This is a genomic window from Microbacterium sp. (assembly GCF_051860965.1).
Lineage (GTDB): Bacteria > Actinomycetota > Actinomycetes > Actinomycetales > Microbacteriaceae > Microbacterium.
Window position 1 is genome coordinate 1 of sequence record NZ_JBIMKU010000011.1, and the last position, 24,425, is coordinate 24,425.

The following is a 24,425-nucleotide window of genomic DNA, read 5'->3' on the forward strand; positions in this document are numbered from 1 at the left end:
CTGGATATCTAACTTAGAACCGTAATCCGGTTAATGGACAGTGCCTGATGGGTAGTTTAACTGGGGCGGTTGCCTACCAAAAAGTAACGGAGGCGCCCAAAGGTTCCCTCAACCTGGTTGGCAATCAGGTGTCGAGTGTAAGTGCACAAGGGAGCTTGACTGTGAGACTGACAGGTCGAGCAGGGACGAAAGTCGGGACTAGTGATCCGGCAGTGGCTTGTGGAAGCGCTGTCGCTCAACGGATAAAAGTTACTCTAGGGATAACAGGCTGATCTCCCCCAAGAGTCCACATCGACGGGGAGGTTTGGCACCTCGATGTCGGCTCATCGCAACCTGGGGCGGAAGTACGTCCCAAGGGTTGGGCTGTTCGCCCATTAAAGCGGTACGCGAGCTGGGTTTAGAACGTCGTGAGACAGTTCGGTCCCTATCCGCTGCGCGCGCAGGAAATTTGAGAGGATCTGACCCTAGTACGAGAGGACCGGGTTGGACGAACCTCTGGTGTGTCAGTTGTTCCGCCAGGAGCACCGCTGATTAGCTACGTTCGGGATGGATAACCGCTGAAAGCATCTAAGCGGGAAGCCGGCCTCAAGATGAGATTTCCATGCCTTCGGGCGAGAGGCTCCCAGCCAGACTACTGGGTTGATAGGCCGGATGTGGAAGCGTGGTAACACGTGAAGCTGACCGGTACTAATAAGCCGATGACTTGATAACACACCGTTTTTGGTGCTTGCGTCCACTGAGTGGTTCTCGATGTACGGTCGAGAACCGCATGACAATGACTTATTTGTTGTGCAGACTGAAACATCAATAGTGTTTCGGCGGCCATAGCGTGAGGGAAACGCCCGGTTACATTCCGAACCCGGAAGCTAAGCCTCACAGCGCCGATGGTACTGCAGGGGGGACCCTGTGGGAGAGTAGGACACCGCCGGACTTCTTTCGAGAAATGGCCACCCAGTGTTGGGTGGCCATTTCGCGTTAACGCGACATCCGCCATGATCAGGTGGAGTGCAGGGGAGTGACCATGGCCGACGACAAGCCCGAGCGCGACGATTCGCAGCGCTCGTCGAGCTCAGGGCGTGGCCCCGCCCGCTCGCAGCCGGCGCGGAGCAATCACGCTTCTCGTGACGGTCAGAGGAAGTCATACCCGCCTCGCGATGGGGACCGTAAGCCGTACGCTCCGCGCGATGGTGAACGGAAGTCGTACCCGCCCCGTGATGGGGACCGTAAGCCGTACGCTCCGCGTGACGGTGAGCGGAAGTCGTACCCGCCCCGTGACGGGGACCGTAAGCCGTACGCTCCGCGTGACGGAGACCGCAAGCCTTATGTCTCGCGCGACGGCGACCGCAAGCCCTATCAGAAGCGCGAGCACGCTCCCCGCGCGGGCGCGGAACGTGCACCCCGCGATCCCGTGCAGGATGCCCTGCGCTCCGTGCGTCCACGTCATGATGACCCGTTCATTCCGGATGAGGTCACGCCGAGCGATCTCAGTTCGTCAGCACGCAACGAGCTGAAGACGCTGTCCAAGGAGAACGCCGAGTGGGTGGCGCGCCACCTGGCCATGGCGTCCTCACTCATCGAGGACGACCCGGCGCTCGCGCACCAGCACGCCCTGTCCGCGTCGCGGCGCGCAGGACGCATCGGAATCGTGCGAGAGACCCTTGCGATCACGGCGTATGCGACGGGGGACTACGCGCTCGCGCTGCGCGAGCTGCGGACGTACCGCCGCATCTCGGGCAAGGACGACCAGATCGCCCTCATGGTCGACAGTGAGCGCGGTGTCGGTCGTCCTGACCGCGCGCTCGAGGTCGGACGCGCGGTGGATCGCGCGACTCTGCCGGCATCCGTCCGCGTCGAACTCGCCATCGCGATGTCGGGCGCGCGCCTCGACCTCGACGACCCGGCGCGCGCTCTCACGGAGCTCGACATCCCCGAACTGGATCCCGATCGAGCGTTCGAATGGAGCCCGGGCCTGTTCGCGGCTCGCGCGGCGGTGCTCGAAGAACTCGGCCGCACCGAGGAGGCCGCGCAATGGCAGGGGCGGGCGATCGTCGCAGCGGACGCTCTGTACGCAGCCAGCGGACTCGGCGACCTCGAGACGATCGAGATCGAGGAGATCTTCGAGACGCCTCAGGATGAGGCAGCGATCGCCGCCGGCGAGCCCGAAGCGGCCGAGCCCGAACCTTTCCAGGACCCGGAGTCAGAACCCGAAGAGACCGACGTCGAGGCCGCCGATCCCGAAGCGGGGACGGCACTCACGCCGGAGGTCGCTGTGACGAAGGCGTTCACGATCGAGGACGAGGTCGACGAGATCCTCGCCGAGGCGGGGATCGACGACGAAGAAGAGGGCGTCGACGACTGATGGCGCTGTTCTCCGGTCGGCGCGCGTCGTCGACCCCGCTCGACGGTGTGGACGTCGTGCTGGCCGACCTCGATGGCGTGGTCTACGCGGGCGCCGGGGCACTGCCGCACGCGGTCGACAGCCTCGAACGAGCGCGTGACGGTCGTCGGCTCGGGTTCATCACGAACAACGCGTCGCGCACCGATGCCTCGGTGGCGGCGCATCTGACCGAGCTCGGCCTCACGACCGCTCCCGACGAGGTGGTCACGAGCCCGCAGGCCGCGATGCGACTGCTCTCGGAGCGCGTCGCGCCCGGTGCCACCATCCTGGTCGTGGGCGGCGATGGTCTCGTGAACGAGGTCGAGAAGGCCGGGTTCGTCGTCACACGCAGCGCTGAGGACGCGCCCGCAGCCGTCGTGCAGGGATTCGCTCCGGAGGTCGGCTGGACGCAGCTCGCCGAGGCCGCCTACGCCCTCAAGGTTCCGGAAGACGAGGGCGGCATCCCGTGGATCGCCACCAACACCGACTGGACGATCCCGCAGGCGCGCGGCATCGCGCCGGGGAACGGCACACTCGTGTCGGCCGTCCACACGGCGGTGGGTCGCCTCGCGACCGTCGCGGGCAAACCCGAGGTGCCGATCTTCGAAGAGGCCGTCGCACGGTTCGGGGCGCAGCATCCCTTGTTCCTCGGCGACCGCCTCGACACCGACATCCTCGGCGCCAACCGCGCCGGCATGCCGTCGGCACTCGTTCTCACGGGAATCGACCGGCCAAAGCACGTTCTCGCAGCGCCCGCCGGTTCGCAGCCGACGTACATCCTCGCGGATCTGCGCGACCTGCACGCGCCTTATCCGGAACCGCGAGTGAAGGACGGCATCGTGACGGTCGGGGATGCGAAGGTGCGGATCGACGGACCTGACGTGCAGATCCTCGCTACGGGGGAGCCGATCGATCTGCTGCGCGCGGGAGCACGCGCGATCTGGGACACCGGGCGCGCGATCTACGGATTCCGTGTGCCCGAGCTGCTGTACGCGGATCCCTTCCACAAGCCGTGAGGCTCCTCGGCGCGCACGCCTGCTCACGTATTCTGAACGCATGACGGAATCCCCGAGCGAGGATGCCACGGCCGACCTGCTCTCGCATCTCGAGGTGATCGAGGCGCAGCCGCTCGCGTCGAGGGCGGCCGCGTACGAGTCGCTCCACGACTCCCTCGCGCGGCGGCTCGAGGCGGACCCGTCCGCATCGCGTTCGTGACGGCGACCGCATGAGGCTCGACGCCGCACTCGCCGCGCGCGGGCTCGCCCGGTCGCGTACGCACGCCGCCGCACTCATCGCGGACGGGCTCGTCACGGTGGACGGCAGACCGGTGGTCAAGGCATCCACACCCGTCGGCGATGAGTCCGTCATCGAGACCGCGGGTGCCGACCACTACGTCAGCCGCGCCGCGCACAAGCTCATTGCGGGGCTGGACGCCTTCCATGTCGCGGTCGGCGGACGCGTCGCCCTCGACATGGGGGCATCGACCGGCGGTTTCACCCAGGTGCTCCGCGAACGCGGCGCCGAGCCCGTGATCGCCGTCGACGTCGGCCACGGGCAGCTCGCGGCATCCATCGCCTCCGATCCCGGGGTCATCTCGGTCGAGGGCTTCAACGTGCGCCACATGACGCGTGCGTCGCTCGCCGAGGCGAGCGGGGTCGACCGGGCGCCGTCCGTCGTGACGGGAGACCTGTCGTTCATCTCGCTCGAGCTCGTGCTGCCGGCGGTCGCGGCGGTCGCGCACGACGACGCCGACATCGTCCTGCTGATCAAGCCGCAGTTCGAGGTGGGGCGCACCGCGGTGAAGGGCGGCCTGGTGACCAACCCCGTCCTGCGGGCCGACGCCGTCGCGCGCGTGTTGTGGACGGCGTGGGATGCAGGCCTCGGCACGCTCGGCGTCGTCTCCTCCCCACTGCTCGGAACGCACGGGAATGCCGAGTTCATCGCGCACCTCGCGCCGGGGCGAGGCGCGAATCCGACAGAATGGTCGAGCACCGTGAACCGACTGGCGGGGAGCCAATGACACAGCCGCAGCGCAGCATCCTGGTCGTCGCGCATGCCCGCCGCGGAGACACCGTGCGCGCCGCCGAGCGCGTGATCGGAGCTCTGCGGGCGGCGGGGGCGACCCCGGTGCTCGCAGCCGACGACGCGCTCGAGCTCGCGGCCGCGCTCCCGACCCTCGGCCGCGTCGCGATCCTCGACGCGGACGTCGCGATCGCCGATGTCGAGCTCGCGATCGTCCTGGGCGGTGACGGCACGATCCTTCGCGCGGCCGAGCTCGTGCGCGAGGGCACCGCGCCCGTGCTCGGGATCAACATGGGCCACGTCGGCTTCCTGGCGGAGATAGAGCGGGACGACATGGATGACGCGGTCCGCCGCGTCATCGCCCGCGACTACGCCGTCGAGGAGCGTCTCGCGCTGCAGGTGCGGGTGAAGGACTCGCTCGACGCGGTGCTCTACGAGACGTGGGCCCTGAATGAGGCGACCGTCGAGAAGGCGAGCCGGGAGCGACTCCTCGAGGTGGTCATCGAAGTCGACGGTCGCCCGCTGTCGTCGTTCGGCTGCGACGGCGTCGTCGTCTCGACCCCGACCGGCTCGACGGCCTACAACTTCTCGGCGGGCGGTCCGGTGATCTGGCCGACGGTCGAGGCGATCGCGGTCGTGCCCCTCTCGGCGCACGCGCTGTTCGCCAAGCCGCTCGTGGTCGGCCCCGAGCACGCCGTCGCGATCGAGGTGCTCGAGCGCACCAACGGCGTCGGCATCCTGTGGTGCGACGGACGTCGTTCGCACGATCTGCCGCCGGGGGCCCGTGTCGTCGTGCGGCGCTCGGAGCGTCCCGTGCGACTGGCCCGCCTGCATCCCTCCGCTTTCACCGACCGGCTCGTGCGCAAGTTCCGGCTCCCCGTCGAGGGCTGGCGGGGCCCCTCCGCCCTGCCGCCGGGGGAGAACCCGTGATCGAAGAGATGCGCCTGCGCGACCTCGGCGTCATCGCCGAGGCGACGCTGGCGATCGGCCCGGGCTTCACGGCGATCACGGGCGAGACCGGAGCGGGCAAGACGATGGTCGTGACGGGGCTCGGGCTGCTGCTCGGGCAGCGAGCCGACTCGGGCGCCGTTCGCGCGGGCGCGGCGCAGGCATCCGTCGACGGCGTGTGGATCGTTCCCGCCGACGGTGCCGTCGCGGAGCGCGTGCGGGATGCCGGCGGCGATCTCGAACCGCTCGGCGACGGCCGCGCCGAGCTCTTCGTCGGGCGATCGATCTCGAGCGAAGGGCGCGGCCGTGCCTCGGTGGGCGGGCGGGCGGCTCCGGCGGGTGTGCTCGCGGATCTCGCCGACGAACTCGTCGTGGTGCACGGCCAATCCGACCAGCTGCGACTGCGCTCGGCCGCGGCTCAGCGCGATGCCCTCGACCGCTTCGGCGGCGCCCCCGTGCAGAAGGCGCTCGCACGGTACCGCGAGAAGTACGATCGCGCGCGAGCGATCGAGCGCGAGCTGCGCGACCTGGTCGAGGACCGCGATCTGCGCGCTCGTGAGGCCGACGAACTGCGGGCGCAGCTCGCCGAGCTCGAGCAGGCGGCGCCGACGGCTGGCGAAGACGACGAACTCGCCGTCCGTGCCGAGCGGCTCGCGAACTCCGAAGAGCTGCGACTGGCCGCGGCGACGGCGCACGAGGCGCTGTCGGGCGACGGCGAGCATCCCGATGCGGGGTCCCTCCTCGCCGACGCGCGTCGTGCGCTCGAGCGCGCACACGATCCCGCGCTCGAGGAGATCGCCGCGCAGGTGGCCGACATCGGCTATCGCACCGTGGATCTCGCGACGGCACTGGCCGCCTACCTGGCCGATCTCGACGAATCCGGTCCGCACGAGCTCGCGGCCGTCGAGGAGCGGCGTTCGGTGCTGGGTGGGCTCATCCGCCTGCACGGCACCCTCGATGCCGCGCTGGCGCTGCTCGAGACCGGGCCGATGCGGCTCGCCGAGCTCGACGACGACAGCGATCGCATCGAGCGTCTCGAAGCCGAGAGGGATGCCGCGGCATCCGACCTCGACGACGCGGCCGCCGCGCTCACGTCCGCCCGGCAGAAGGCCGCCACGCGTCTCGGCACGCAGGTGACGGCGGAGATGCGCGCTCTCGCGATGCCGGATGCGCGCGTGGAGGTGCAGGTCGCGCCGGGACAGGCATCCGCGGCCGGCCGCGACGACGTCGCGATCCTGCTCGCACCGCATCCCGGCGCCGAGGCCCGATCCGTCGCGCGCAGCGCCTCGGGAGGGGAGCTCAGCCGCGTCATGCTCGCGATCGAGGTCGTGATCGCGGGAGTGGATCCCGTCCCGACGTTCGTCTTCGACGAGGTGGATGCCGGGATCGGCGGTGCGGCCGCGATCGAGGTCGGCCGACGTCTCGCGCGTCTGGCCGAGTCGTCGCAGGTCATCGCCGTCACTCACCTTGCACAGGTCGCGGCATTCGCCAACAACCACCTGTCGGTCGTCAAGGCGAGCGACGGATCGGTCACGGCATCCGACGTCCGCCGCCTCGAGGGCGACGACCGCGAGGCCGAGATGGCGCGACTGCTGTCGGGGATGCCGGACTCCGAGGCCGCACTGCTGCATGCGCGCGAACTGCTCGCGCTGAGGGGCGCGTCACCGGCGAGCTCCCAGAACTGACTGATAGGATCAAAGCCCGTGATGCAGACTTCTGACGCGACTCTTTCCACGGATACTTCGAACGACACCACCCGGCACATCTTCGTCACCGGCGGTGTCGTTTCCTCGTTGGGCAAGGGGCTGACGGCGGCAAGTCTCGGCAATCTGCTCACCGCGCGAGGCCTCCACGTCGTCATGCAGAAGCTCGACCCGTACCTCAACGTCGACCCGGGGACGATGAACCCGTTCCAGCACGGCGAGGTCTTCGTGACCGACGACGGCGCCGAGACCGACCTCGACATCGGGCACTACGAGCGGTTCCTCGACATCGAGCTCAGCCAGGCGGCGAACGTCACGACCGGGCAGATCTACTCGCAGGTCATCGCGAAGGAGCGTCGCGGCGAGTACCTCGGCGACACGGTGCAGGTCATTCCGCACATCACCGACGAGATCAAGCGCCGCATGCGGCTGCAGGCCGACGAGGACCCGAAGCCCGACGTCATCATCACCGAGATCGGCGGCACCGTCGGCGACATCGAGTCCCAGCCGTTCATCGAGTCCGCACGCCAGATCCGCCACGAGCTGGGTCGTGCGAACGTGTTCTTCGTGCACGTCTCGCTCGTGCCGTTCATGGGAGCCTCGGGCGAGCAGAAGACGAAGCCCACGCAGCACTCCGTTGCGGCACTGCGGAGCATCGGCATCCAGCCCGACGCCCTCGTGCTGCGCAGCGATCGCCCCGTGACCGAGTCCAACAAGCGCAAGATCGCGCTGATGTGCGACGTCGACGAAGGGGCGGTCGTCAACGCGGTCGACGTGCCGAGCATCTACGACATCCCGACGATGCTCAACGAGCAGGGGCTCGACGACTACATCGTGCGCGCGCTGGGCCTCTCGAAGGCCGCCGACGTCGACTGGGCGCGCTGGCAGAAGGTGCTGCAGGCGGTGCACAACCCGAAGCACGAAGTGACGATCGGGCTCGTCGGCAAGTACATCGACCTGCCCGACGCCTACCTCAGTGTCACCGAGGCGCTCAAGGCCGGCGGCTTCGCGCAGGAGACCCACGTCAACATCCGGTGGATCCCGTCGGACGAGTGCGAGACTCCCGAAGGCGCCGAGAAGGCGCTCGCGCCTCTCGACGGCATCGTGATCCCGGGCGGCTTCGGCATCCGCGGCATCGAGGGCAAGATCGGCGCGTTGAAGTTCGCCCGCGAGCAGGGCATCCCGACGCTCGGCATCTGCCTGGGCCTGCAGTGCATGGTCATCGAGTACGCACGCCATGTCGCGGGGATCGAGGATGCGTCCTCGAGCGAGTTCGACCCCGACACGACGGCACCGGTCATCGCGACGATGGAGGAGCAGATCGACATCCTCGAAGCCGGTGACATGGGCGGCACGATGCGCCTCGGCCTCTATCCGGCGCAGCTCGCGGAGGGCTCGATCGCCGCGGAGATCTACGGCTCCACGACCGCGTCGGAGCGCCACCGCCACCGCTACGAGGTCAACAACCGCTATCGCGACCAGATCGCTGCGGCCGGCATGGTCTTCTCGGGCATCAACCCCGACCTCGACCTGGTCGAGTACATCGAGCTCCCGCGCGACGAGCACCCGTACTACATCGCGACCCAGGCGCACCCCGAGCTGCGTTCGCGTCCGACCGACGCCAACCCGCTGTTCCGCGGCCTCGTGGCCGCGGCCCTCGAGCGTCACAGCGCGAGCGAGCTCTTCGACGTCGACAATGGCTGATCTGCGCGACGAGCCCTTCGAGCCCGAGGTGCTCGAGAGCGAGCTCGTGTACGAGGGCCGGGTATGGGATGTCCGCAGCGACACCGTGCAGTACGGGGACGGGCGGATCGTGCGCCAGTACGTCCATCACCCGGGCGCTGCGGCGATCGTCGCGGTGGACGAGCAGGAGCGCGTGCTGCTGATCCAGCAGTACCGGCATCCGATCCGCCATCGCGATTGGGAGGTCCCCGCGGGGCTCCTCGACGTCGCGGGCGAGACGCCTCTCGAGAGCGCCGTGCGCGAACTCGCCGAAGAGGCCGACCTCGAGGCGTCGTCGTGGGAGCCGCTCGTCAGCATCTTCACGACACCCGGCGGCAACGACGAGGTCGTGCACCTCTTCCTCGCGCGAGGGCTCTCGCCGCTCGCCGAGGCCCACGAACGCGAAGACGAAGAGGCCGACATCCGTGTCGAGTGGGTGCCGCTGGCGGATGCCGTCGCCGGTGTCCTCGCGGGTCGGCTGCGCAACGGCATCCTCGCCGTCGGCGTCCTCGCCGCGGCCGAGAAGCTCCGCGCAGGCTGACGTGCAGCTCGAGCGGGCCGTCGACGCCTACCTGCGTCACAGCTCCATCGAGCGCGGGCTCTCCGATCACACCGTCGCCGCCTACGGGCGGGATCTCGCGATCTACCGAGGGTGGCTGGGCGAGCGGGGCGTGGCCGACACGACGGACGTGACTCCGGCGCTGGTCGTCGAGTTCGCAGCCGAACGGGCCTCCGCGCAGCCGCCGGTCGCGGCATCCAGTCTCGCGCGCCTGCAATCCTCCGTCCGGGGACTGCATCGCTTCCTCGTGCGGGAGGGGATCGACGACACCGACCCGTCGTCGAAGCTCACGCCGCCGAAGCAGGCGCGGCGACTGCCGAAGGCGATCACCATCGAGCAGGTCGAGCGGCTGCTGGATGCCGCGGGCCCCGCGCCCGCGGACGCCATGCCCGGCGAGCTCGTGGGCATGCGCGACCGCGCGCTGCTGGAGCTGCTCTACGCGACGGGGGCGCGCGTGAGCGAGATCGTGCAGCTGGATGTCGACGACCTGACCCACGGCGATGTGCTGCGGGTGCGGGGCAAAGGCTCGAAGGAGCGGATCGTGCCGATCGGATCGTATGCGCGCGCGGCCGTCGACGCGTATCTAACTCGGGCGCGACCCGAGCTCTCACGGCGGGGTCGGGCCACACCGAAGCTGTTCCTCGGTGCACGCGGAGCTCCTCTGTCGAGGCAGAGCGCGTGGCTGGTCATCCAGTCCGCATCCGAGCGTGCCGGGCTCACGGCGCACGTCTCGCCGCACACGCTGCGGCACTCGTTCGCGACTCACCTGCTGCAGGGCGGTGCCGACGTGCGTGTCGTGCAGGAGCTCCTCGGGCACGCGTCCGTCGCGACGACGCAGATCTACACGCACGTGTCGGTGGACGCGCTGCGCGACGTGTACGCGACCTCGCATCCGCGGGCGCGCTAGTCATCCGGCGGACGCTTCGACGGCACGCCTCACCGAGGGGTGAACAGCAGGTGTGCGAGAATCGACGCACGACATGGCGAAGGCAGGAGAGTCGGTGGCGGGCAGCACGCGGGGAGCGACGAAGGTGTCGGAGGACGACGTTCCGATCGGCCCGACGGGTCGTCCGTACCACGGATTCCCGACGCCCCACGCGCTGAAGAGTCACGGTCCGGCGCGCATCATCGCCCTGTGCAATCAGAAGGGCGGGGTCGGCAAGACGACGACCACCATCAACCTCGCCGCGTCGCTCGCGAGCTACGGCCGCAAGGTGCTCGCCGTGGACTTCGACCCGCAGGGCGCCCTGTCGGCGGGTCTCGGCATCCAGACCCACGATGCCCCGACGATCTACGACCTGCTCCTCGATCCGAAGCGCGATCCGGCCGACGCCATCGTGCACACGGGCACCGAGAACCTCGACGTCATCCCGGCCAACATCGACCTCTCGGCCTCCGAGGTGCATCTCGTCAACGAGGTCGCGCGCGAGACGATCCTGAGCCGTGTGCTGCGCAAGGTCACCGACGACTACGACGTGATCCTCATCGACTGCCAGCCCTCGCTGGGCCTTCTGACCGTGAACGCCCTGACAGCCAGCCACGGCGTCGTGATCCCGCTCGAGTGCGAGTTCTTCGCGCTGCGCGGCGTCGCGATGCTCATCGAGACGATCGACAAGGTGCGCGATCGGCTCAACCCCTCGATCAAGCTCGACGGGGTGCTCGCGACCATGTACGACGCACGCACGCTCCACTCGCGCGAGGTTCTCGAGCGGGTCGTCGAGGCGTTCGGCGACGACGTGCTCGAGACGGTCATCGGTCGCACGGTGAAGTTCCCGGATGCCTCGGTCTCGGGCATGCCCATCACGGAATTCGCGCCGGAGCACGCGGCCGCCCAGGCCTACCTGCGCCTCGCGCGGGAACTGGTCGCCCGCGGTGCCGTCGCCTGATCCCGTCACGGATCCGATCTCCGAGAGTCCTGCCGGAGACGAGGCGGCCGACGAGCCCGGCTTCCGTGTCTCGCTCGGCGTCTTCGACGGGCCGTTCGACCTGCTGCTGACCCTGCTGTCGAAGCACGAACTCGACATCACCGAAGTGTCCCTGTCGCGGGTGACGGCGGAGTTCATCGCCTACCTGCGCGAGCTCGGGCCAGATGAGGAGCTGGAGGAGGCATCCGAGTTCCTCGTCGTCGCCGCCACTCTGCTCGACATGAAGGTCGCGGGACTCCTGCCGCAGGGGGAGCTGGTGGATGCCGAGTCCGTCGCACTCCTCGAGGCCCGCGATCTGCTCTTCGCTCGTCTGCTGCAGTACCGGGCGTTCAAAGAGGTCTCGGCGTGGTTCGCGCGCGCGCTCGCTCTCGAGGATCGTCGACACGTGCGCTCCGTGCGGCTGGATGAGAAGCACCGCAACGCGGTGCCCGAGCTGGTGTGGACCCTCAGTCTCGACGACTTCGCCGCGCTCGCCCTCCTCGCGATGTCGCCGAAGGAGATCCCGCATGTCGGCCTCGACCACCTGCACGCGCCGCTCGTGAGCATCCGCGAGCAGGCCGCCGTCGTGGTGACGCTGCTGCGTTCGGCGGGAACGCTGTCTTTCCGCGAGCTCATCGCCGGTGTCGCGCAGCAGGGCGTCATCGTCGCGCGATTCCTGTCCATCCTCGAGCTCTACCGTCACGCCGCGCTCTCGTTCGAGCAGCTCGAGCCGCTGGGTGAACTCACGCTCCGCTGGACCGCCGAGCGGTGGTCCGACGAGAACCTCGCCACCTTGGGGGCCGACTATGACCGATGATCCGATCGAGCGCGAGACGCCCGTGCGGGCGCAGGATGCGGCATCCGTCGCCCGTCGACTCGAGGCGATCCTCTTCGTGGTCGACGAGCCGCAGAGCCTCGTGAGCCTCGCGACCGCCGTCGGCTCGCCCGTCGCCGCCGTGCGACAGGCGGTCGAGGGCCTGGTCGAGGACTACGACGGACTCGCCGGCGGACCGCGGCGCGGTTTCGAGCTGCGCGAGGTCGGTGGCGGGTGGCGCCTGTACGTGCGCGACGACCACGACGATCTCGTGAGCGAGTTCGTGAACTCCCAGGCGCCGTCTCGCCTGTCGCAGGCGGCCCTCGAGACGCTCGCCGTCATCGCGTACAAGCAGCCCGTCACGCGTGGGCAGGTGGCATCCATCCGCGCCGTCAACGTGGACTCGGTCGTGCGGACGCTCCTCTCGCGCGGACTCATCACGGAGGTGTTCACGGATGCCGAGACCGGCGCGATCAACTACGGGACCACCGAGGCGCTGCTGGTGAACCTGGGCATCAACTCGCTCGACGAGCTGCCGCACATCTCGCCTCTGCTCGACGACGGCGCCGACGGATTCGACGCGGAGGTCGTGCGATGACGGAGCCGGAGGGCGTTCGCCTGCAGAAGGTGCTCGCGAACGCCGGTGTGGCGTCGCGGCGCGTCATCGAGGACTACATCGTCGCGGGGCGGATCAGTGTCAACGGCGAAGTCGTCACGGAGCTGGGGCGACGGATCGACCCCGAGAACGACCTCGTCGACGTCGACGGGACCGCCGTGCAGCTCGATCAGTCCAAGCGGTACGTGGTCCTCAACAAGCCCACGGGTGTCGTCTCGTCGATGAAGGACGACCGCGGGCGACCGGATCTGCGGCGCTTCACGAAGGAGTGGGACGAGCGCCTGTACAACGTCGGCCGGCTGGATGCCGACACGAGCGGCCTGCTCGTGCTCACGAACGACGGCGAACTCGCGCACGTTCTCGCGCACCCGTCGTTCGGTGTGACGAAGGTCTACATCGCGAAGGTGGACGGGCGCGTCACTCCGCAGACGATCGCGAAGCTCACGAAGGGGTTCGACCTCGACGACGGCTTCATCAAGGCCGACAGGGCTCGGCTGCTGGACACCGGGTCGCGCGACTCGCTCGTCGAGCTCACCCTGCACTCGGGCCGCAATCGGATCGTGCGCCGCATGATGGCGGAGGTCGGTCATCCCGTCGTCGAGCTCGTCCGCCGCCAGTTCGGGCCGCTGCACCTGGGAACCCTCCCAGTGGGTCGCGCCCGGGAGTTGACTAAGGTTGAACGGGGCGCGCTGCTGACGCTGTCGCGTAGCGCGTCGGTACCTCAGAGCGGGGGCGAGGACCCGCAAGACCAGGAGACCGAGTGAGCGATTCGAGCGGCGCATCCGTGCGCGCAGGGGCGCTCGCTCCGCGCGTCCACGGAACGGTGCGCATCGTCGGCGCCGGTCTGCTGGGTGCGTCGATCGGGCACGCCCTGTCGGCGCTCGGCGTGGATGTCGCGCTCGCCGACACCTCGCCCGCGCAGCTGCGCCTGGCGGTCGACTACGGAGCCGGGCGCGCCGCGCGCGACGACGACCGACCGGGACTCGTGATCGTGGCGGTGCCACCGGACGTCACGGCCGATGTCATCGAACGAGAGCTCACGGCATTCCCCGACGCGGTCGTGACGGATGTCGCGAGCGTCAAGCTCGAGCCCCTGCGGGCACTGCGCGCGCGGGGTGTCGACCTCACGCACTACATCGGATCGCACCCGCTCGCCGGACGCGAGCGGGGCGGAGCGATCTCGGCCCGCGCCGACATCTTCATCGGGCGTCCGTGGGTGGTGTGCCGCGACGAGGAGACCTCCGCCGCCGACCTCGCGATCGTCGAAGGACTCGCGCTCGACCTCGGTGCGACGCCGATCGAGATGAGCCCCGAGGAGCACGACCGTTCGGTCGCGCTCGTCTCGCACGTGCCCCAGCTCGTCGCGAGCCTGCTCGCCGGCCGCTTCGTCGGCGCCCCCGACGGCTCGCTCCGCCTCGCCGGGCAGGGAGTGCGTGACACGACGCGCATCGCCGCATCGGCGCCGGAGCTCTGGGTGCAGATCCTCGGCGCCAACGCCGCGCCCGTCGTCGACGTGCTCGACGCGCTCGCCGCCGACCTCTCATCGGTCGCCGACGCGCTGCGGGCCCCGGACGCGCCCGGCGCGCGCCGCGCCGTGGCCGACACCATCCGCCGCGGCAACGAGGGCGTCGAGCTGCTGCCGGGAAAGCACGGCCAGAACCGTCGATTCGAGAACGTCGTCGTCATGGTCGACGACACGCCCGGTCAGCTCGGCCGTCTCTTCGGAGAGCTGGGCGAACTCGAGGTGAACGTCGAAGACCTCCGCCTCGAGCACTCACCCGGTGCGCAGTTCGGCCTCGCCGAGATCAGCGTCGTGCCGAGTGCCGTCCGCCCCGCCGTCGAGGGTCTCGAAGCCCGCGGCTGGAAGATTGCGAGCACCACCAATGACTGATCCCGTCATCGTCGCGATCGACGGCCCCGCGGGCAGCGGCAAGTCGAGCGTCTCGAAGCAGGCTGCGCGTGCGCTCGGCTACGGCTACCTCGACACGGGCGCGGCGTATCGCGCCCTCGCATGGCACGCGCTCGAGCACGGCATCGACACGTCGGATTCGGCAGCCGTCCTCGACGTCGCCGGCGACTTCGACTTCGCGATCTCGCTCGATCCCGACGCGTACGTCGTGCGCGTGGGCACCGCCGACGTCACCGCCGCGATCCGCGAACCCCGCGTCGCCGAGGCCGTCAGCGGCGTCGCGCGGGTGCCGGCGGTCCGCGAGTCCGTCAACGCCCTCTTCCGCGCGCTCGTGGCCGGCTCGGGGCGGCCCGGCGTCATCGTCGAGGGCCGCGACATCACGACCGTCGTCGCGCCCGATGCCCCGGTGCGCATCCTCTTGACGGCGGCCCCCGAGGTGCGCGCCGCGCGGCGCAGCGCTGAAGTGTCGACGCAGGATGCCGCATCCGTCGCCGCCGCCATGCACAAGCGCGACGCATCCGACTCTTCCGTCGTCGACTTCCTCACCGCCGCGCCCGGCGTGACCGTCGTCGACTCGACGGATCTCGATTTCGAACAGACCGTGGAGGCCGTGCTCGACGTCGTTCGCACGGGTCTGCGCACACAGGCAGGAGCCGGCAATGGCTGATTCAGGATTCGACGACGACTTCGAGGCCGGTGACGACAACCTCGTCGAGACCCTCGCCGAGCTCGACGACGACCTCGCCGAACAGCGGGCGACCGCGCTGCGGGCGGCGCTGGCCGAATACGATCTCGACGAAGAGGATGCCGCGCTCCTCGCGGGCCTCGAGGGCGGGGTCGACGGCATCCAGCTCCTCCCGGCGCTTCCCGTCGTGGCGATCGTCGGGCGGCCGAACGTGGGCAAGTCCGCACTCGTCAACCGCATCCTCGGCCGTCGTGAGGCGGTCGTCGAGGACACCCCGGGAGTCACGCGCGACCGAGTGACCTACAAGGCCGAGTGGATGGACCGCAAGTTCACCCTCGTCGACACCGGCGGGTGGGAGCCGGATGCGAAGGGCATCGACAAGTCGGTCGCGGCGCAAGCGGAGATCGCGATCGATCTGTGCGATGTCGTGCTGTTCGTCGTCGACGCGATGGTCGGAGCGACCTCGACCGACGAGCAGGTCGTCCGACTGCTGCGCAAGAGCGGCAAGCCGGTGTTCCTGGTCGCGAACAAGATCGACGACGCCCGACAGGAGCCCGAGGCTGCGGCGCTGTGGAACCTGGGTCTGGGCGAACCGCATCCCGTCTCGGCGATCCACGGCCGCGGCGTCGCGGACCTCCTCGACGAGGTCATGAAGGTGCTCCCCGAGATCTCGGCGGTGGCGAAGGCCGAGATCGGCGGTCCGCGCCGCGTCGCGATCCTCGGCCGCCCGAACGTCGGCAAGTCGTCGCTGCTCAACAAGGCCGCGGGCGAGGAGCGCGTCGTCGTCAACGAGCTCGCCGGCACGACCCGCGACCCGGTCGACGAGATCGTCGAACTCGGCGGGAAGCTCTGGCGCCTCATCGACACCGCCGGCATCCGTCGCCGCGTCCATCTGCAGCAGGGGGCCGACTTCTATGCGTCGCTGCGCACCTCGGCCGCTCTCGAGAAGGCCGAGGTCGCCGTCGTCGTGCTCGATGTGAGCGAGACGATCAGCGTGCAGGACATCCGCATCATCGACCTCGTGCTCGAGTCCGGTCGCGCGCTCGTGCTGGCGTTCAACAAGTGGGATCGCCTCAACGACGACGATCTCGAGAACCAGGATCGTCGTCGCTACCTCGAGCGGGAGATCGAGCAGGACCTCGCGCACGTCGCCTGGGCGCCGCGCGTCAACATCTCGGCGAAGACCGGCCGACACCTCGACAAGCTCGTGCCCGCGCTCGAGACGGCTCTGGACTCGTGGGATCAGCGCGTGCCGACCGGCAAGTTCAACGCGTTCATCACCGAGCTCATCGCCGAGCACCCGCACCCGCTGCGCGGTGGCAAGCAGCCGCGCATCCTGTTCGCGACGCAGGCGTCGACGCGTCCGCCGACCTTCGTGCTCTTCACGACGGGCTTCCTCGACCCCGGCTACCGCCGCTACATCGAGCGGCGCCTGCGCGAGGTCTACGGGTTCGAGGGCACACCCATCGTGATCAACATGCGGGTGCGCGAGAAGCGTCAGCGCTAGCCGACCCGCGCGGGACGCACCATCGCGGTGGCATCGGGCTCGGTGAAGCCGAACCCCCGGTAGAGACCGTGCGCGTCGCCCGTGAAGAGCACCCAGCGGAAGTCGCGCCCGGGGCCGTCGTCGATCATGACCCGCATGAGCTCCTTCCCGAGGCCGTGACCCCGGTGCTCGGCGAGCACGAACACGTCGGCCAGGTACGCGAAGCCGACGCCGTCCGAGACGGCGCGCGCGAAGCCGACGAGAGCGCCCGTGTCGCGGCGGTAGGCGCCGACGACACGCCACGCGCCGTCGAGCTGCGCCTCGATGTCGGTACGCGACCGCCACCGGCCCCAGTAGGCCTCGGTCGACAGCCATTCCCAGACGACCTCACGATCGACGCGGGTCGGGTCGTCGTCCAGCTCGTAGTCCATGGCGACATTCTGACGGGTGTCATGCTTCGACGCGGCGGGCCGATCGCGAGTCCGCGGCCTGCTGCATGTGACAGTCTGGCTGAGTGACGATCGAGCCCCCCGCCTCGGGTGAACCGCGCCGCCCCCACGGGCCACGGGACCCGGGCGACGCCTGGGTGGTCGCTCCGACGGGGGAGCGCTACTGGGGCGCGTTCGGCGCCGCCGGCCTGCTCGCCCTGGACGCCGAGCGCGGCGTCCTCCTGCAGCATCGTGTGTCGTGGAGCCACTTCGGCGACACGTGGGCGCTCCCCGGCGGCGCACGGCATGAGGGGGAGTCGGCGGTCGACGGCGCGATCCGCGAAGCGCAGGAGGAGGCGGGCGTTCCGGATGCCGCGACCCGCCCGCGTCTGCTGAGCGTGCTCGATCTGGGGTACTGGAGCTACACAACGCTCATCGCCGATGTCATCCGGCCGTTCGAACCGAAGATCAGCGATCCCGAGAGCCGCGAGCTCGCGTGGGTGCCGGTCACCGAGGTCGATGAGCGACCTCTTCATCCGGGATTCGCGGCGTCGTGGGAGCAGCTGCGCGGGGTGCTGGCCGTCCGGCCCGCTGTCGTCGTGGACGCCGCGAACGTCGTGGGCTCTGTGCCCGACGGATGGTGGCGCGACCGCGCGGGCGCGGCATCCCGTCTCCTCGAACGCGTCGCGGGACTCGCTGCGCGCGGTGTGGCGGCCGCTCAGCTGGGGCTCGGCGAGGACACGTGGTACCCGGAGTGGTCGGTCGTCGTCGAGGGAGCGGCACGCGCTGTCGACGAGACCGCTGGACTCGAGATCGTCCGGGCCGAAGCATCCGGAGACGATGCGATCGTCGCCGAGGCGGCTCGGCTCCGCTCGCTGGGTCGGCAGGTCACCGTCGTGACGAGCGACCGCGGGCTGTCCTCCCGGATCGCGGAAGACGGCGGCTCGGTGCGCGGCGCCCGCTGGCTGCTCGACCAGCTCTGACGTCGAACCTGCCCGGCGGGCGATCAGCTCGGGCGGTCGCGCAGCTTGTCGATGTCGCGACGCTCGCGTTTGGTCGGCCGTCCCGCGCCGCGATCGCGCACGGGAACGAAGGCCGTGAGCTCGCGCGGGGGCGGCGGGGGAGTGCGATCGTCGACGGATGCCTCGACCAGGGCGGCACCGACGCGCTTGGTGGTGGTCTGCTTGACCACGAGATGCCGGTCGAAGCCCGAGATGCGCACGCGCACCTCGTCGCCCGGCCGCACCGGCTGTGCGGCCTTGGCGCGTTCGCCGTTCACCCGTACATGCCCCGCGCGGCACGCCGCCGTCGCGAGCGACCGCGTCTTGTAGACGCGCACGGCCCAGAGCCACGCATCGACCCGGGCTGAAGCATCCGTCATGCCGTCACCTGCACGTGCGTCTGCGCCCTTGCGCGCAGGGACACGACGGCGCCCGCTGCGATGAGTCCCTGGCCGAGCGTGTACGTGAGCATGACGAGCGGACTGGTCCAGCCGGGCATGGCGTCGGGCGTGAACAGCCGGAACGCGAGCACGGTGTCCGAGATGAGGAAGAAGACGCCGCCCCACAGGATCAGCGGATGGCAGCGGGATGCCGCGACCGCCGTGCCGCCGAGCACGAGCCCGTAGAGCGCGACGGGGATGAGAAGCGCGCCGATGCTCGGCCAGAGGATCGCGAGGAGCACGCCCCACCAGACGGCGTAGACGAGCGACCAGACGGGCAGCGGTCGCACGGCGAGCACACGCCAGAAGAGCACGATGTAGCAGACGTGCGCGAGGCCGAAGAACAGCAGCATCGTCGGCACCTCTGGCGCGAATGCGAAGAACGCTCCGGCCCCGTCGCCCAGCCACGACAGGGCGATCGCGGCGAGGAGAAGGGCCGCCGCCAGCGCCCACCGGATTCCGCGTATGCCCCAGACGACGGCGAATGCCAGCAGCGGCATGAGAGCGAGCTTCGTCGGGCCTGCGACGACATCCGACCTCGCGGCCAGGGCGCAGACATGCACGATCGAGACCGCCATGTAGGGGATGAACCCGATGAGAAGCCGTGGCATGGTCCTCCTCGAACGCGTGCGGCGACATAATCGTCGCATGCCCGACACCCTCTCTCGCCTCGGCCTGCGCCGGATGACCGCTCGCGATGCCGATCAGCACCATCGTGTCGCGAGTCCGCTGGAGCTGCTGTTCGACCTCGTGTTCGTCGTCGCGGTGTCGCAGGCGTCGCAGAACCTGCACCATCTGATCAGCGAGGATCACACGGGCCAGGGCGTGCTCGCCTACCTCATGGTCTTCTTCGCCGTCTGGTGGGCGTGGATGAACTTCACGTGGTTCGCATCGGCGTTCGACACCGACGACTGGCTGTACCGGGTGCTGACGATCGTGCAGATGGGCGGCGTGCTCGTGCTGGCGGCAGGCGTGCACGCGGCGATGGTCGAGTTCGACTTCGTCGTGGTCACGTGGGGCTATGTCATCATGCGCCTCGCCATGGTCGCGCAGTGGCTGCGCGCCGCGGCATCCGATCCCTCCTCGCGCCGCGCAGCGCTGCGGTTCGCAGTCGGGATCGCGGCCGTGCAGGTGCTCTGGGTCGCGCGGCTGTACCTGCTCGACGGCACGGCCGAGTTCTGGAGCTTCTTCGTGCTCGTCGCGCTAGAGCTGCTCGTCCCGGTGTGGGGCGAGTCCGCGGGGCGGACCACGTGGAATCCGCACCACATCGCGGAGCGCTTCGGGCTGTTCACGCTGCTCCTGCTGGGCGAGAGCCTGCTGGCATCCGCGAACGCCCTCTTCGACGCCCTCGGCGAGGGTGAGCATGTGCCCGAACTCATCGGGCTCGGGGTGTCGGGGCTCGTGATCGCGGCGGGCATATGGTGGGTGTACTTCGCGCACGAGCAGCACGGCAGGCTGCGGGGGATGTCGGCGGGCTTCCGATTCGGCTACCTGCACTACGTGATCTTCGCCGCGGTCGGCGCCGTCTCTGCGGGTGTCGAAGTCGAGATCGACGAGATCACGGGCCACGCGCAGGTCTCGGAGGTCATCGCCGGCCTGTCGCTGACCCTGCCGGTCGCCATCGTCGTCGCGAGCTCGTGGCTCATCCTGCTCCGCACGCGCATCGCTCCCTGGGCGTCGGCGCTCGTCGTGGTCGGCGCCGTGCTGATCGCACTGGCCGGCCTGCTGCCCGAGGGGGAGTACGCGGCGACGGCCGTGCTGCTCGCAGGAGTCGTGATCGTGATCGAGACGGATGCCGTGCGCCGTGGTCGGCGTGCATCGCTGGGGCCCGTCGTCTGACGTGGTCGGGCTCAGCTGACCGTCAGCGAGACGATCGGCCGATCGGGCTTCGGGCGCGCGACCTCTTCGAATCCGGCGTCCGCGAAGGTGGAGAGCACGCCGTGGTACAGATCGTTGGCCGGGTGCTTGCCGACGGCCGCGTCGACGGGGTAGCCCTCGATCACCCTCGCGCCGTTCGCTCGCGCATGCTCGACCGCGGCATCCAGCAGCTTCGCGTTGAGGCCCTGCCCGCGATGCTCCTTGCGCACGACGAAGCAGGAGATCGCCCACACGGTCGGATCGTCGAGCGGCTCGGCCGTGGCGTCCTTGATCATCTTCGTGCGCGCGATCCGCTGCTGGATGGGGCGCGGCGAGACGCGCACCCACCCGGCTGCCTCGCCGTCGACGTACGCGATGAGTGCGGGAGCGACGGATGCGGAGAGGTCGCCTCTCAGCAGCTGCTCGCGCTCTGCGACGGACGTCGACTGGAATCGGGCGTTCGTGAGCGTCCACCACTGGCACTGGCAGCCGTGCCCGTCGCCGCCCCCGGTGAGAGCGTGCTCGGCGTCGTCGAAGCGGTCGGCGGTCGCGGGCTGGATGACGATCTCGGGCATGGCGTCGAGGCTAGTCACGGTCGCCGACATCCCGCCGCGGTTCGCGGCGGCTCCGGTGAACGGGTAGGATAGGGGAGTTGTCCGGACGCGAGTCCGGGTGACGGGATGTGGCGCAGCTTGGTAGCGCACTTGACTGGGGGTCAAGGGGTCGCAGGTTCAAATCCTGTCATCCCGACAGAACAGAAGGGCTGATGGCAAACCAGCTCGAAGAAGTCGGAAGACACGAAGGGCCCCTGCGGATCGCAGGGGCCCTTCGCGTTTCTGCTCGTCGCGCACTGAGCGCGACGCCGCGGCGGCTGAAGTCCTTGGACCGGCCGCAGGCGTCTCCCTTGTCCGGGGTGGCGCAGCTCGCGCGGCCGATCGCCCGCGACAGCGTGCGAGCGGAACACACAGGTCAGTCGCCGACGCGATCGACGTGCGATCGCGCGTGGGCGATGGCGGGCTCGAGTTCGGTGAAGAGATGGCGTCGGTCGCGCAGCGACGCGATCACCCCGAGCCGTTCGAGGACGGCGGCATGCTCCGGACGGATGCCCTTGATCAGCACCGTCACCCCGCGACGCTCGAGCGCCGTCGACAGCTCTGTCAGCGTGCGGGCGCCGGTCGCGTCGATGAGCTGCAGCTGCGACAGCCGGAGGATCACGACGTCGATGCCGTCGTGGTCGCTGATGCGTTCGAGGATCCGATCCGACGCGCCGAAGAACAGCGACCCGTCGATGCGGAAGAGCGCGATGCGCTCGTCGCCGGCGGCGGGCGGGCCGGGCAGCTCCTCTCGGTGCACACCGCTGGCCCTGCTGAGGGCGCGGAGTGCGAAGAACGCGGCCACGGCGATCCCGATGCCCACGGCGACGATCAGATCGAAGCTCACGGTGATGACCGCCGTGATGACGAAGACGGCTGCGTCCGCGCGTGTGGACCTCATCACCATCGTGATCGTCGCCGGTGATGCCATGTGCGCCGCCGTGACCATGAGAACGCCCGCGAGCGCGGCGAGAGGGATGACCGCGACGACGCTGGTCGCGAGGTAGACGACGGCCAGGAGCGCGATCGAGTGGACGATGGCCGAAAGTCGCGTTCGCGCGCCGGCGCGCACGTTCACGGCCGTCCGTGCGATCGCTCCGGTCGCCGGCATCCCTCCGAACAGTCCGGCCGCGATCGAGGCGAGTCCTTGTCCCACGAGTTCGCGATCCGCGTTGACCGGCCCGGTGTCGGAGATCGACGCAGCGACGCGGGCGGAGAGCAGCGATTCGATCGCCGCGAGAGCGGCGACGGCGAACGCGGGGCCGATGAGACTCGACAGACCCTCCAGATCGATCGTCGGGAACGAGGGGAGGGGCAGCGACTGAGGCAGTTCGCCGATGGCCGGCAGCGGGAGCCCGAGAAGCGCCGTGACGGCCGTCACGACGACGATCGCGATGAAGGATGCCGGAATCCGACCGCTCAGCCGGCTCAGGGTCAGCATGATGATCGCGACCGTCGCGACTGCTCCGAGCGGCAGCAGCGCCTGCGGCCATTCGGCGGCGAGGACGGACTGGACAGCGGCGATCACGGCGTTGCCGCCGTGCCCCGATCCGCTCTCGCCCACGGCGGCGGGCACCTGCTGCAGGAAGATGATCACGCCGATCCCTACGGTGAAGCCCTCGATCACCGGCCAGGGGATGTAGCTGACCGTCCGGCCCCAGCGCAGCACGCCGGCCGTGAGCACGATGACGCCGGCGAGGAGGCTGACGACGACCACGGATCCCGCTCCGTGCGTCACGACGATCGGGGCGAGCACGACGACCATGGCGCCCGTCGGGCCCGACACCTGCACGTTCGATCCGCCGAAGACCGCGGCGACCAGGCCGGCGACGATCGCCGTGATCAGACCCGCCTCAGCGCCCACTCCCGAACTCACCCCGAAGGCCAGGGCCAGCGGAAGTGCGACGATTCCGACCGTGATGCCCGCGAGCAGGTCTCCTCGCCAGCTGCGATGCAGGCCGCGGTAGTCCTCCCGGCGAGGGAGCAGAGATCTCAGCGAGCCGCGCACGGCGCCGCGCTCATCTCGGGCCGGTCACGATGTCGGGCAGCGCACGGGCTCGAGTGCGGCGGATCTGGGCGTCGTCGAGCAGCTCGCCGAGAAGCGCCCGTGCCACGCGCAGAAGCTCGGCGACCTGCGGATAGGCCAATCGGTAGAAGACCTCGTTCGCGCGACGCTCGGACACGACCAGTCCGTAGCGGCGGAGCACCGACAGATGCTGGGAGAGGTGGGACGGCTCCAGTCCCGTCTCGGCGAGCAGCTGCGCGACCGGGGCTTCCTCGATCCCACTGAGGATCTCGAGCACCCTGATCCGGTAGGGGTGCGCGAGTCCCTTGAACAGGTTGGCCTTGATCTCGTACAGCGGCCGCTCGTCGTCGCCGAAAGGCACGGGGTTCCTCTCGATGCAGCGGAGTCATGGAATATGACTTGATGAAATCATCATATCGTTCGGCGGTGCCCGTGGCGCCGCTTGGTACGGGTTCTCGGCTCCCGTCACGCCCCGACGGTGAGTGCGGCGATGCGCGAGCTGAGGGCCTCGTTCGAGTCTTCGAGTGCGATGATCCGGCGCGCGCCCGCGAGATTGATCCCCTCCGCGAGGAGCACGCCGACGCGGAGCGACGTGTCGACGTCGGCCTGGCTGTATCTGCGGGTCCCGCCGCTCGTGCGCTCGGGTTCGATGATGCCCTTCGCCTCGTAGAGGCGGAGCGTCTGGACGCCGACGCCGACGAGCTCGGCGGCCACGGCGATGCTGTAGAGCCCGCGGTGGCTGCGCGAGTCATCCTCAGGTCGGGCGGCGTTCATCCGCACACTCCATATCCTCATCCGGGGACTTGCATTCTTCTGGCGATTGATGTATTAAATCTATTGCATTCGACATAGATCGTCGATGTGCCCACCTTACTGTGAAATGGAGGAGATCAAGAATGCTCATGCAACACGACCCGTTCCGCGACCTCGACCGGCTCACACGGCAGGTCTTCGGTACTGTCGCCCGACCTGCCAGCATGCCGCTCGACGCGTGGCGAGACGGCGACGAGTTCGTCGTCGAACTCGACCTTCCGGGCATCGATCCCGGCAAGCTCGACATCGACGTCGAACGGAACGTCCTCACGATCCGGGCGGAGCGGCTCAGCCGCATGCCCGATGCGGCGAACTCCGTCGCATCCGAGCGTGCCTGGGGTGTCTTCAGCCGCCAGCTCGTCCTGGGCGACTCGCTCGACACCGAGCACGTCGACGCCGACTACACGGCGGGCGTCCTGCGACTGCGGATCCCCATCGCCGAGCGTGCGAAGCCCCGCAAGATCGACGTGTCGCGCGGCGATGCCATCACTCAGCACGAGAGCACATCGATCAGCGCGTAGG

At 69.3% G+C, this 24,425-nt stretch carries 26 protein-coding genes, 1 tRNA gene and 2 rRNA genes; 22 read left to right on the plus strand and 7 right to left on the minus strand.

Translation table 11 applies throughout. The annotated features are described in order from the left end of the window. From ACTIFV_RS17665 to der, 18 genes are all read left to right on the plus strand, one after another. A 23S ribosomal RNA gene (locus tag ACTIFV_RS17665) occupies positions 1-711 on the plus strand; the annotation flags it as partial. A gap of 103 nt (positions 712-814) precedes the next feature. Beyond that, a 5S ribosomal RNA gene (rrf, locus tag ACTIFV_RS17670) occupies positions 815-931 on the plus strand. Between the two features lie 498 nt (positions 932-1,429). Continuing rightward, positions 1,430-2,359: a hypothetical protein gene (locus ACTIFV_RS17675; protein WP_439594120.1), complete on the plus strand. Its 930-nt coding sequence runs from the start codon at positions 1,430-1,432 to the stop codon at positions 2,357-2,359. Beyond that, complete coding sequence (locus ACTIFV_RS17680) at positions 2,359-3,393, plus strand: HAD-IIA family hydrolase (protein WP_439594121.1); 1,035 nt, start codon at positions 2,359-2,361, stop codon at positions 3,391-3,393. The genes ACTIFV_RS17675 and ACTIFV_RS17680 overlap by 1 nt, the downstream gene beginning before the upstream one ends. Before the next feature lie 40 nt (positions 3,394-3,433). Further along, positions 3,434-3,592: a hypothetical protein gene (locus ACTIFV_RS17685; protein ID WP_439594122.1), complete on the plus strand. Its 159-nt coding sequence runs from the start codon at positions 3,434-3,436 to the stop codon at positions 3,590-3,592. Positions 3,593-3,602: 10 nt separating this feature from the next. Then, positions 3,603-4,397: a TlyA family RNA methyltransferase gene (locus ACTIFV_RS17690; RefSeq protein ID WP_439594123.1), complete on the plus strand. Its 795-nt coding sequence runs from the start codon at positions 3,603-3,605 to the stop codon at positions 4,395-4,397. Beyond that, positions 4,394-5,329 (plus strand): NAD kinase, encoded by a 936-nt coding sequence (locus tag ACTIFV_RS17695; RefSeq protein WP_439594124.1) that lies wholly within the window; start codon positions 4,394-4,396, stop codon positions 5,327-5,329. The genes ACTIFV_RS17690 and ACTIFV_RS17695 overlap by 4 nt, the downstream gene beginning before the upstream one ends. After that, positions 5,326-7,032, plus strand: coding sequence for a DNA repair protein RecN (gene recN / locus ACTIFV_RS17700; RefSeq protein WP_439594125.1), 1,707 nt, complete (start codon positions 5,326-5,328; stop codon positions 7,030-7,032). Before ACTIFV_RS17695 ends, recN begins: the two co-directional genes overlap by 4 nt. Positions 7,033-7,053: 21 nt before the next feature. After that, a complete protein-coding gene (locus tag ACTIFV_RS17705; protein WP_439594198.1) occupies positions 7,054-8,754 on the plus strand; it encodes a CTP synthase in 1,701 nt (566 codons plus the stop codon). Further along, positions 8,747-9,313, plus strand: coding sequence for an NUDIX domain-containing protein (locus ACTIFV_RS17710; RefSeq protein WP_439594126.1), 567 nt, complete (start codon positions 8,747-8,749; stop codon positions 9,311-9,313). The genes ACTIFV_RS17705 and ACTIFV_RS17710 overlap by 8 nt, the downstream gene beginning before the upstream one ends. Before the next feature lies 1 nt (position 9,314). Beyond that, a complete protein-coding gene (gene xerD / locus ACTIFV_RS17715) occupies positions 9,315-10,238 on the plus strand; it encodes a site-specific tyrosine recombinase XerD (protein ID WP_439594127.1) in 924 nt (307 codons plus the stop codon). A gap of 73 nt (positions 10,239-10,311) precedes the next feature. Beyond that, on the plus strand, positions 10,312-11,217 hold the full coding sequence (locus tag ACTIFV_RS17720) for a ParA family protein (RefSeq protein ID WP_439594128.1): 906 nt from the start codon (positions 10,312-10,314) through the stop codon (positions 11,215-11,217). After that, positions 11,204-12,052 (plus strand): segregation and condensation protein A, encoded by an 849-nt coding sequence (locus ACTIFV_RS17725; RefSeq protein WP_439594129.1) that lies wholly within the window; start codon positions 11,204-11,206, stop codon positions 12,050-12,052. The genes ACTIFV_RS17720 and ACTIFV_RS17725 overlap by 14 nt, the downstream gene beginning before the upstream one ends. Beyond that, positions 12,042-12,647: an SMC-Scp complex subunit ScpB gene (gene scpB, locus ACTIFV_RS17730; RefSeq protein ID WP_439594130.1), complete on the plus strand. Its 606-nt coding sequence runs from the start codon at positions 12,042-12,044 to the stop codon at positions 12,645-12,647. Before ACTIFV_RS17725 ends, scpB begins: the two co-directional genes overlap by 11 nt. Next, positions 12,644-13,429: a pseudouridine synthase gene (locus ACTIFV_RS17735; protein ID WP_439594131.1), complete on the plus strand. Its 786-nt coding sequence runs from the start codon at positions 12,644-12,646 to the stop codon at positions 13,427-13,429. The genes scpB and ACTIFV_RS17735 overlap by 4 nt, the downstream gene beginning before the upstream one ends. Beyond that, complete coding sequence (locus ACTIFV_RS17740; protein WP_439594132.1) at positions 13,426-14,556, plus strand: prephenate dehydrogenase; 1,131 nt, start codon at positions 13,426-13,428, stop codon at positions 14,554-14,556. The genes ACTIFV_RS17735 and ACTIFV_RS17740 overlap by 4 nt, the downstream gene beginning before the upstream one ends. Continuing rightward, positions 14,549-15,241, plus strand: coding sequence for a (d)CMP kinase (gene cmk / locus ACTIFV_RS17745; protein WP_439594133.1), 693 nt, complete (start codon positions 14,549-14,551; stop codon positions 15,239-15,241). The genes ACTIFV_RS17740 and cmk overlap by 8 nt, the downstream gene beginning before the upstream one ends. After that, positions 15,234-16,766 carry a ribosome biogenesis GTPase Der gene (der, locus tag ACTIFV_RS17750; protein WP_439594134.1) on the plus strand — a complete coding sequence of 511 codons (1,533 nt, stop codon included), beginning with the start codon at positions 15,234-15,236 and terminating at the stop codon, positions 16,764-16,766. The genes cmk and der overlap by 8 nt, the downstream gene beginning before the upstream one ends. On the opposite strand, the gene ACTIFV_RS17755 is transcribed toward der, so the two are convergent. Continuing rightward, the gene (locus ACTIFV_RS17755; RefSeq protein WP_439594135.1) at positions 16,763-17,176 is read right to left on the minus strand and encodes a GNAT family N-acetyltransferase; all 414 of its coding nucleotides are present in this window, start codon (positions 17,174-17,176) and stop codon (positions 16,763-16,765) included. The genes der and ACTIFV_RS17755 overlap by 4 nt on opposite strands. 83 nt (positions 17,177-17,259) lie before the next feature. On the opposite strand from ACTIFV_RS17755, the gene ACTIFV_RS17760 reads away from it, so the two are divergent. Next, positions 17,260-18,156, plus strand: a complete 897-nt coding sequence (locus tag ACTIFV_RS17760) for an NUDIX domain-containing protein (RefSeq protein ID WP_439594136.1) — start codon at positions 17,260-17,262, stop codon at positions 18,154-18,156. Positions 18,157-18,179: 23 nt separating this feature from the next. Here ACTIFV_RS17760 and ACTIFV_RS17765 read toward each other — a convergent pair whose 3' ends face one another. Together ACTIFV_RS17765 and ACTIFV_RS17770 are read right to left on the minus strand one after the other, a co-directional pair. Beyond that, positions 18,180-18,554, minus strand: coding sequence for an RNA-binding S4 domain-containing protein (locus tag ACTIFV_RS17765; protein ID WP_439594137.1), 375 nt, complete (start codon positions 18,552-18,554; stop codon positions 18,180-18,182). Continuing rightward, entirely contained in the window at positions 18,551-19,225 is a 675-nt protein-coding gene (locus ACTIFV_RS17770; protein ID WP_439594138.1) for a lysoplasmalogenase family protein, read from the minus strand. The genes ACTIFV_RS17765 and ACTIFV_RS17770 overlap by 4 nt, the downstream gene beginning before the upstream one ends. 37 nt (positions 19,226-19,262) lie before the next feature. Between ACTIFV_RS17770 and ACTIFV_RS17775 the strand changes: the two genes are divergently transcribed. Continuing rightward, a complete protein-coding gene (locus ACTIFV_RS17775; protein ID WP_439594139.1) occupies positions 19,263-20,453 on the plus strand; it encodes a low temperature requirement protein A in 1,191 nt (396 codons plus the stop codon). A gap of 11 nt (positions 20,454-20,464) precedes the next feature. Here the strand turns inward: ACTIFV_RS17775 and ACTIFV_RS17780 are convergent, their stop codons facing one another. Then, complete coding sequence (locus ACTIFV_RS17780) at positions 20,465-21,046, minus strand: GNAT family N-acetyltransferase (RefSeq protein ID WP_439594140.1); 582 nt, start codon at positions 21,044-21,046, stop codon at positions 20,465-20,467. 101 nt (positions 21,047-21,147) lie between these two features. Here ACTIFV_RS17780 and ACTIFV_RS17785 point away from each other — a divergent pair. Continuing rightward, a tRNA-Pro gene (locus ACTIFV_RS17785) sits at positions 21,148-21,221 on the plus strand. 219 nt (positions 21,222-21,440) lie between these two features. Here the strand turns inward: ACTIFV_RS17785 and ACTIFV_RS17790 are convergent. The 3 genes from ACTIFV_RS17790 to ACTIFV_RS17800 form a co-directional block, all read right to left on the minus strand. Continuing rightward, entirely contained in the window at positions 21,441-23,072 is a 1,632-nt protein-coding gene (locus ACTIFV_RS17790; RefSeq protein ID WP_439594141.1) for a SulP family inorganic anion transporter, read from the minus strand. A gap of 10 nt (positions 23,073-23,082) precedes the next feature. Further along, positions 23,083-23,451 carry an ArsR/SmtB family transcription factor gene (locus ACTIFV_RS17795; protein ID WP_439594142.1) on the minus strand — a complete coding sequence of 123 codons (369 nt, stop codon included), beginning with the start codon at positions 23,449-23,451 and terminating at the stop codon, positions 23,083-23,085. Positions 23,452-23,555: 104 nt separating this feature from the next. Further along, positions 23,556-23,864, minus strand: a complete 309-nt coding sequence (locus ACTIFV_RS17800) for a MerR family transcriptional regulator (RefSeq protein WP_439594143.1) — start codon at positions 23,862-23,864, stop codon at positions 23,556-23,558. A gap of 122 nt (positions 23,865-23,986) precedes the next feature. Here ACTIFV_RS17800 and ACTIFV_RS17805 point away from each other — a divergent pair, with 122 nt between their 5' ends. Further along, positions 23,987-24,424, plus strand: a complete 438-nt coding sequence (locus ACTIFV_RS17805) for an Hsp20/alpha crystallin family protein (RefSeq protein WP_439594144.1) — start codon at positions 23,987-23,989, stop codon at positions 24,422-24,424. The last annotated feature ends 1 nt before the right edge of the window (position 24,425 follow it).

Coding starts and splice junctions, on each gene's coding strand:
- ACTIFV_RS17680 (WP_439594121.1), top strand. CDS start 2,359: ATGGCGCTGTTCTCCGGTCGGCGCGCGTCGTCGACCCCGCTCGACGGT.
- ACTIFV_RS17685 (WP_439594122.1), top strand. CDS start 3,434: ATGACGGAATCCCCGAGCGAGGATGCCACGGCCGACCTGCTCTCGCAT.
- ACTIFV_RS17690 (WP_439594123.1), top strand. CDS start 3,603: ATGAGGCTCGACGCCGCACTCGCCGCGCGCGGGCTCGCCCGGTCGCGT.
- ACTIFV_RS17695 (WP_439594124.1), top strand. CDS start 4,394: ATGACACAGCCGCAGCGCAGCATCCTGGTCGTCGCGCATGCCCGCCGC.
- ACTIFV_RS17705 (WP_439594198.1), top strand. CDS start 7,054: ATGCAGACTTCTGACGCGACTCTTTCCACGGATACTTCGAACGACACC.
- ACTIFV_RS17710 (WP_439594126.1), top strand. CDS start 8,747: ATGGCTGATCTGCGCGACGAGCCCTTCGAGCCCGAGGTGCTCGAGAGC.
- ACTIFV_RS17720 (WP_439594128.1), top strand. CDS start 10,312: ATGGCGAAGGCAGGAGAGTCGGTGGCGGGCAGCACGCGGGGAGCGACG.
- scpB (WP_439594130.1), top strand. CDS start 12,042: ATGACCGATGATCCGATCGAGCGCGAGACGCCCGTGCGGGCGCAGGAT.
- ACTIFV_RS17735 (WP_439594131.1), top strand. CDS start 12,644: ATGACGGAGCCGGAGGGCGTTCGCCTGCAGAAGGTGCTCGCGAACGCC.
- cmk (WP_439594133.1), top strand. CDS start 14,549: ATGACTGATCCCGTCATCGTCGCGATCGACGGCCCCGCGGGCAGCGGC.
- der (WP_439594134.1), top strand. CDS start 15,234: ATGGCTGATTCAGGATTCGACGACGACTTCGAGGCCGGTGACGACAAC.
- ACTIFV_RS17755 (WP_439594135.1), bottom strand. CDS start 17,176: ATGGACTACGAGCTGGACGACGACCCGACCCGCGTCGATCGTGAGGTC.
- ACTIFV_RS17765 (WP_439594137.1), bottom strand. CDS start 18,554: ATGACGGATGCTTCAGCCCGGGTCGATGCGTGGCTCTGGGCCGTGCGC.
- ACTIFV_RS17770 (WP_439594138.1), bottom strand. CDS start 19,225: ATGCCACGGCTTCTCATCGGGTTCATCCCCTACATGGCGGTCTCGATC.
- ACTIFV_RS17775 (WP_439594139.1), top strand. CDS start 19,263: ATGCCCGACACCCTCTCTCGCCTCGGCCTGCGCCGGATGACCGCTCGC.
- ACTIFV_RS17780 (WP_439594140.1), bottom strand. CDS start 21,046: ATGCCCGAGATCGTCATCCAGCCCGCGACCGCCGACCGCTTCGACGAC.
- ACTIFV_RS17800 (WP_439594143.1), bottom strand. CDS start 23,864: ATGAACGCCGCCCGACCTGAGGATGACTCGCGCAGCCACCGCGGGCTC.
- ACTIFV_RS17805 (WP_439594144.1), top strand. CDS start 23,987: ATGCTCATGCAACACGACCCGTTCCGCGACCTCGACCGGCTCACACGG.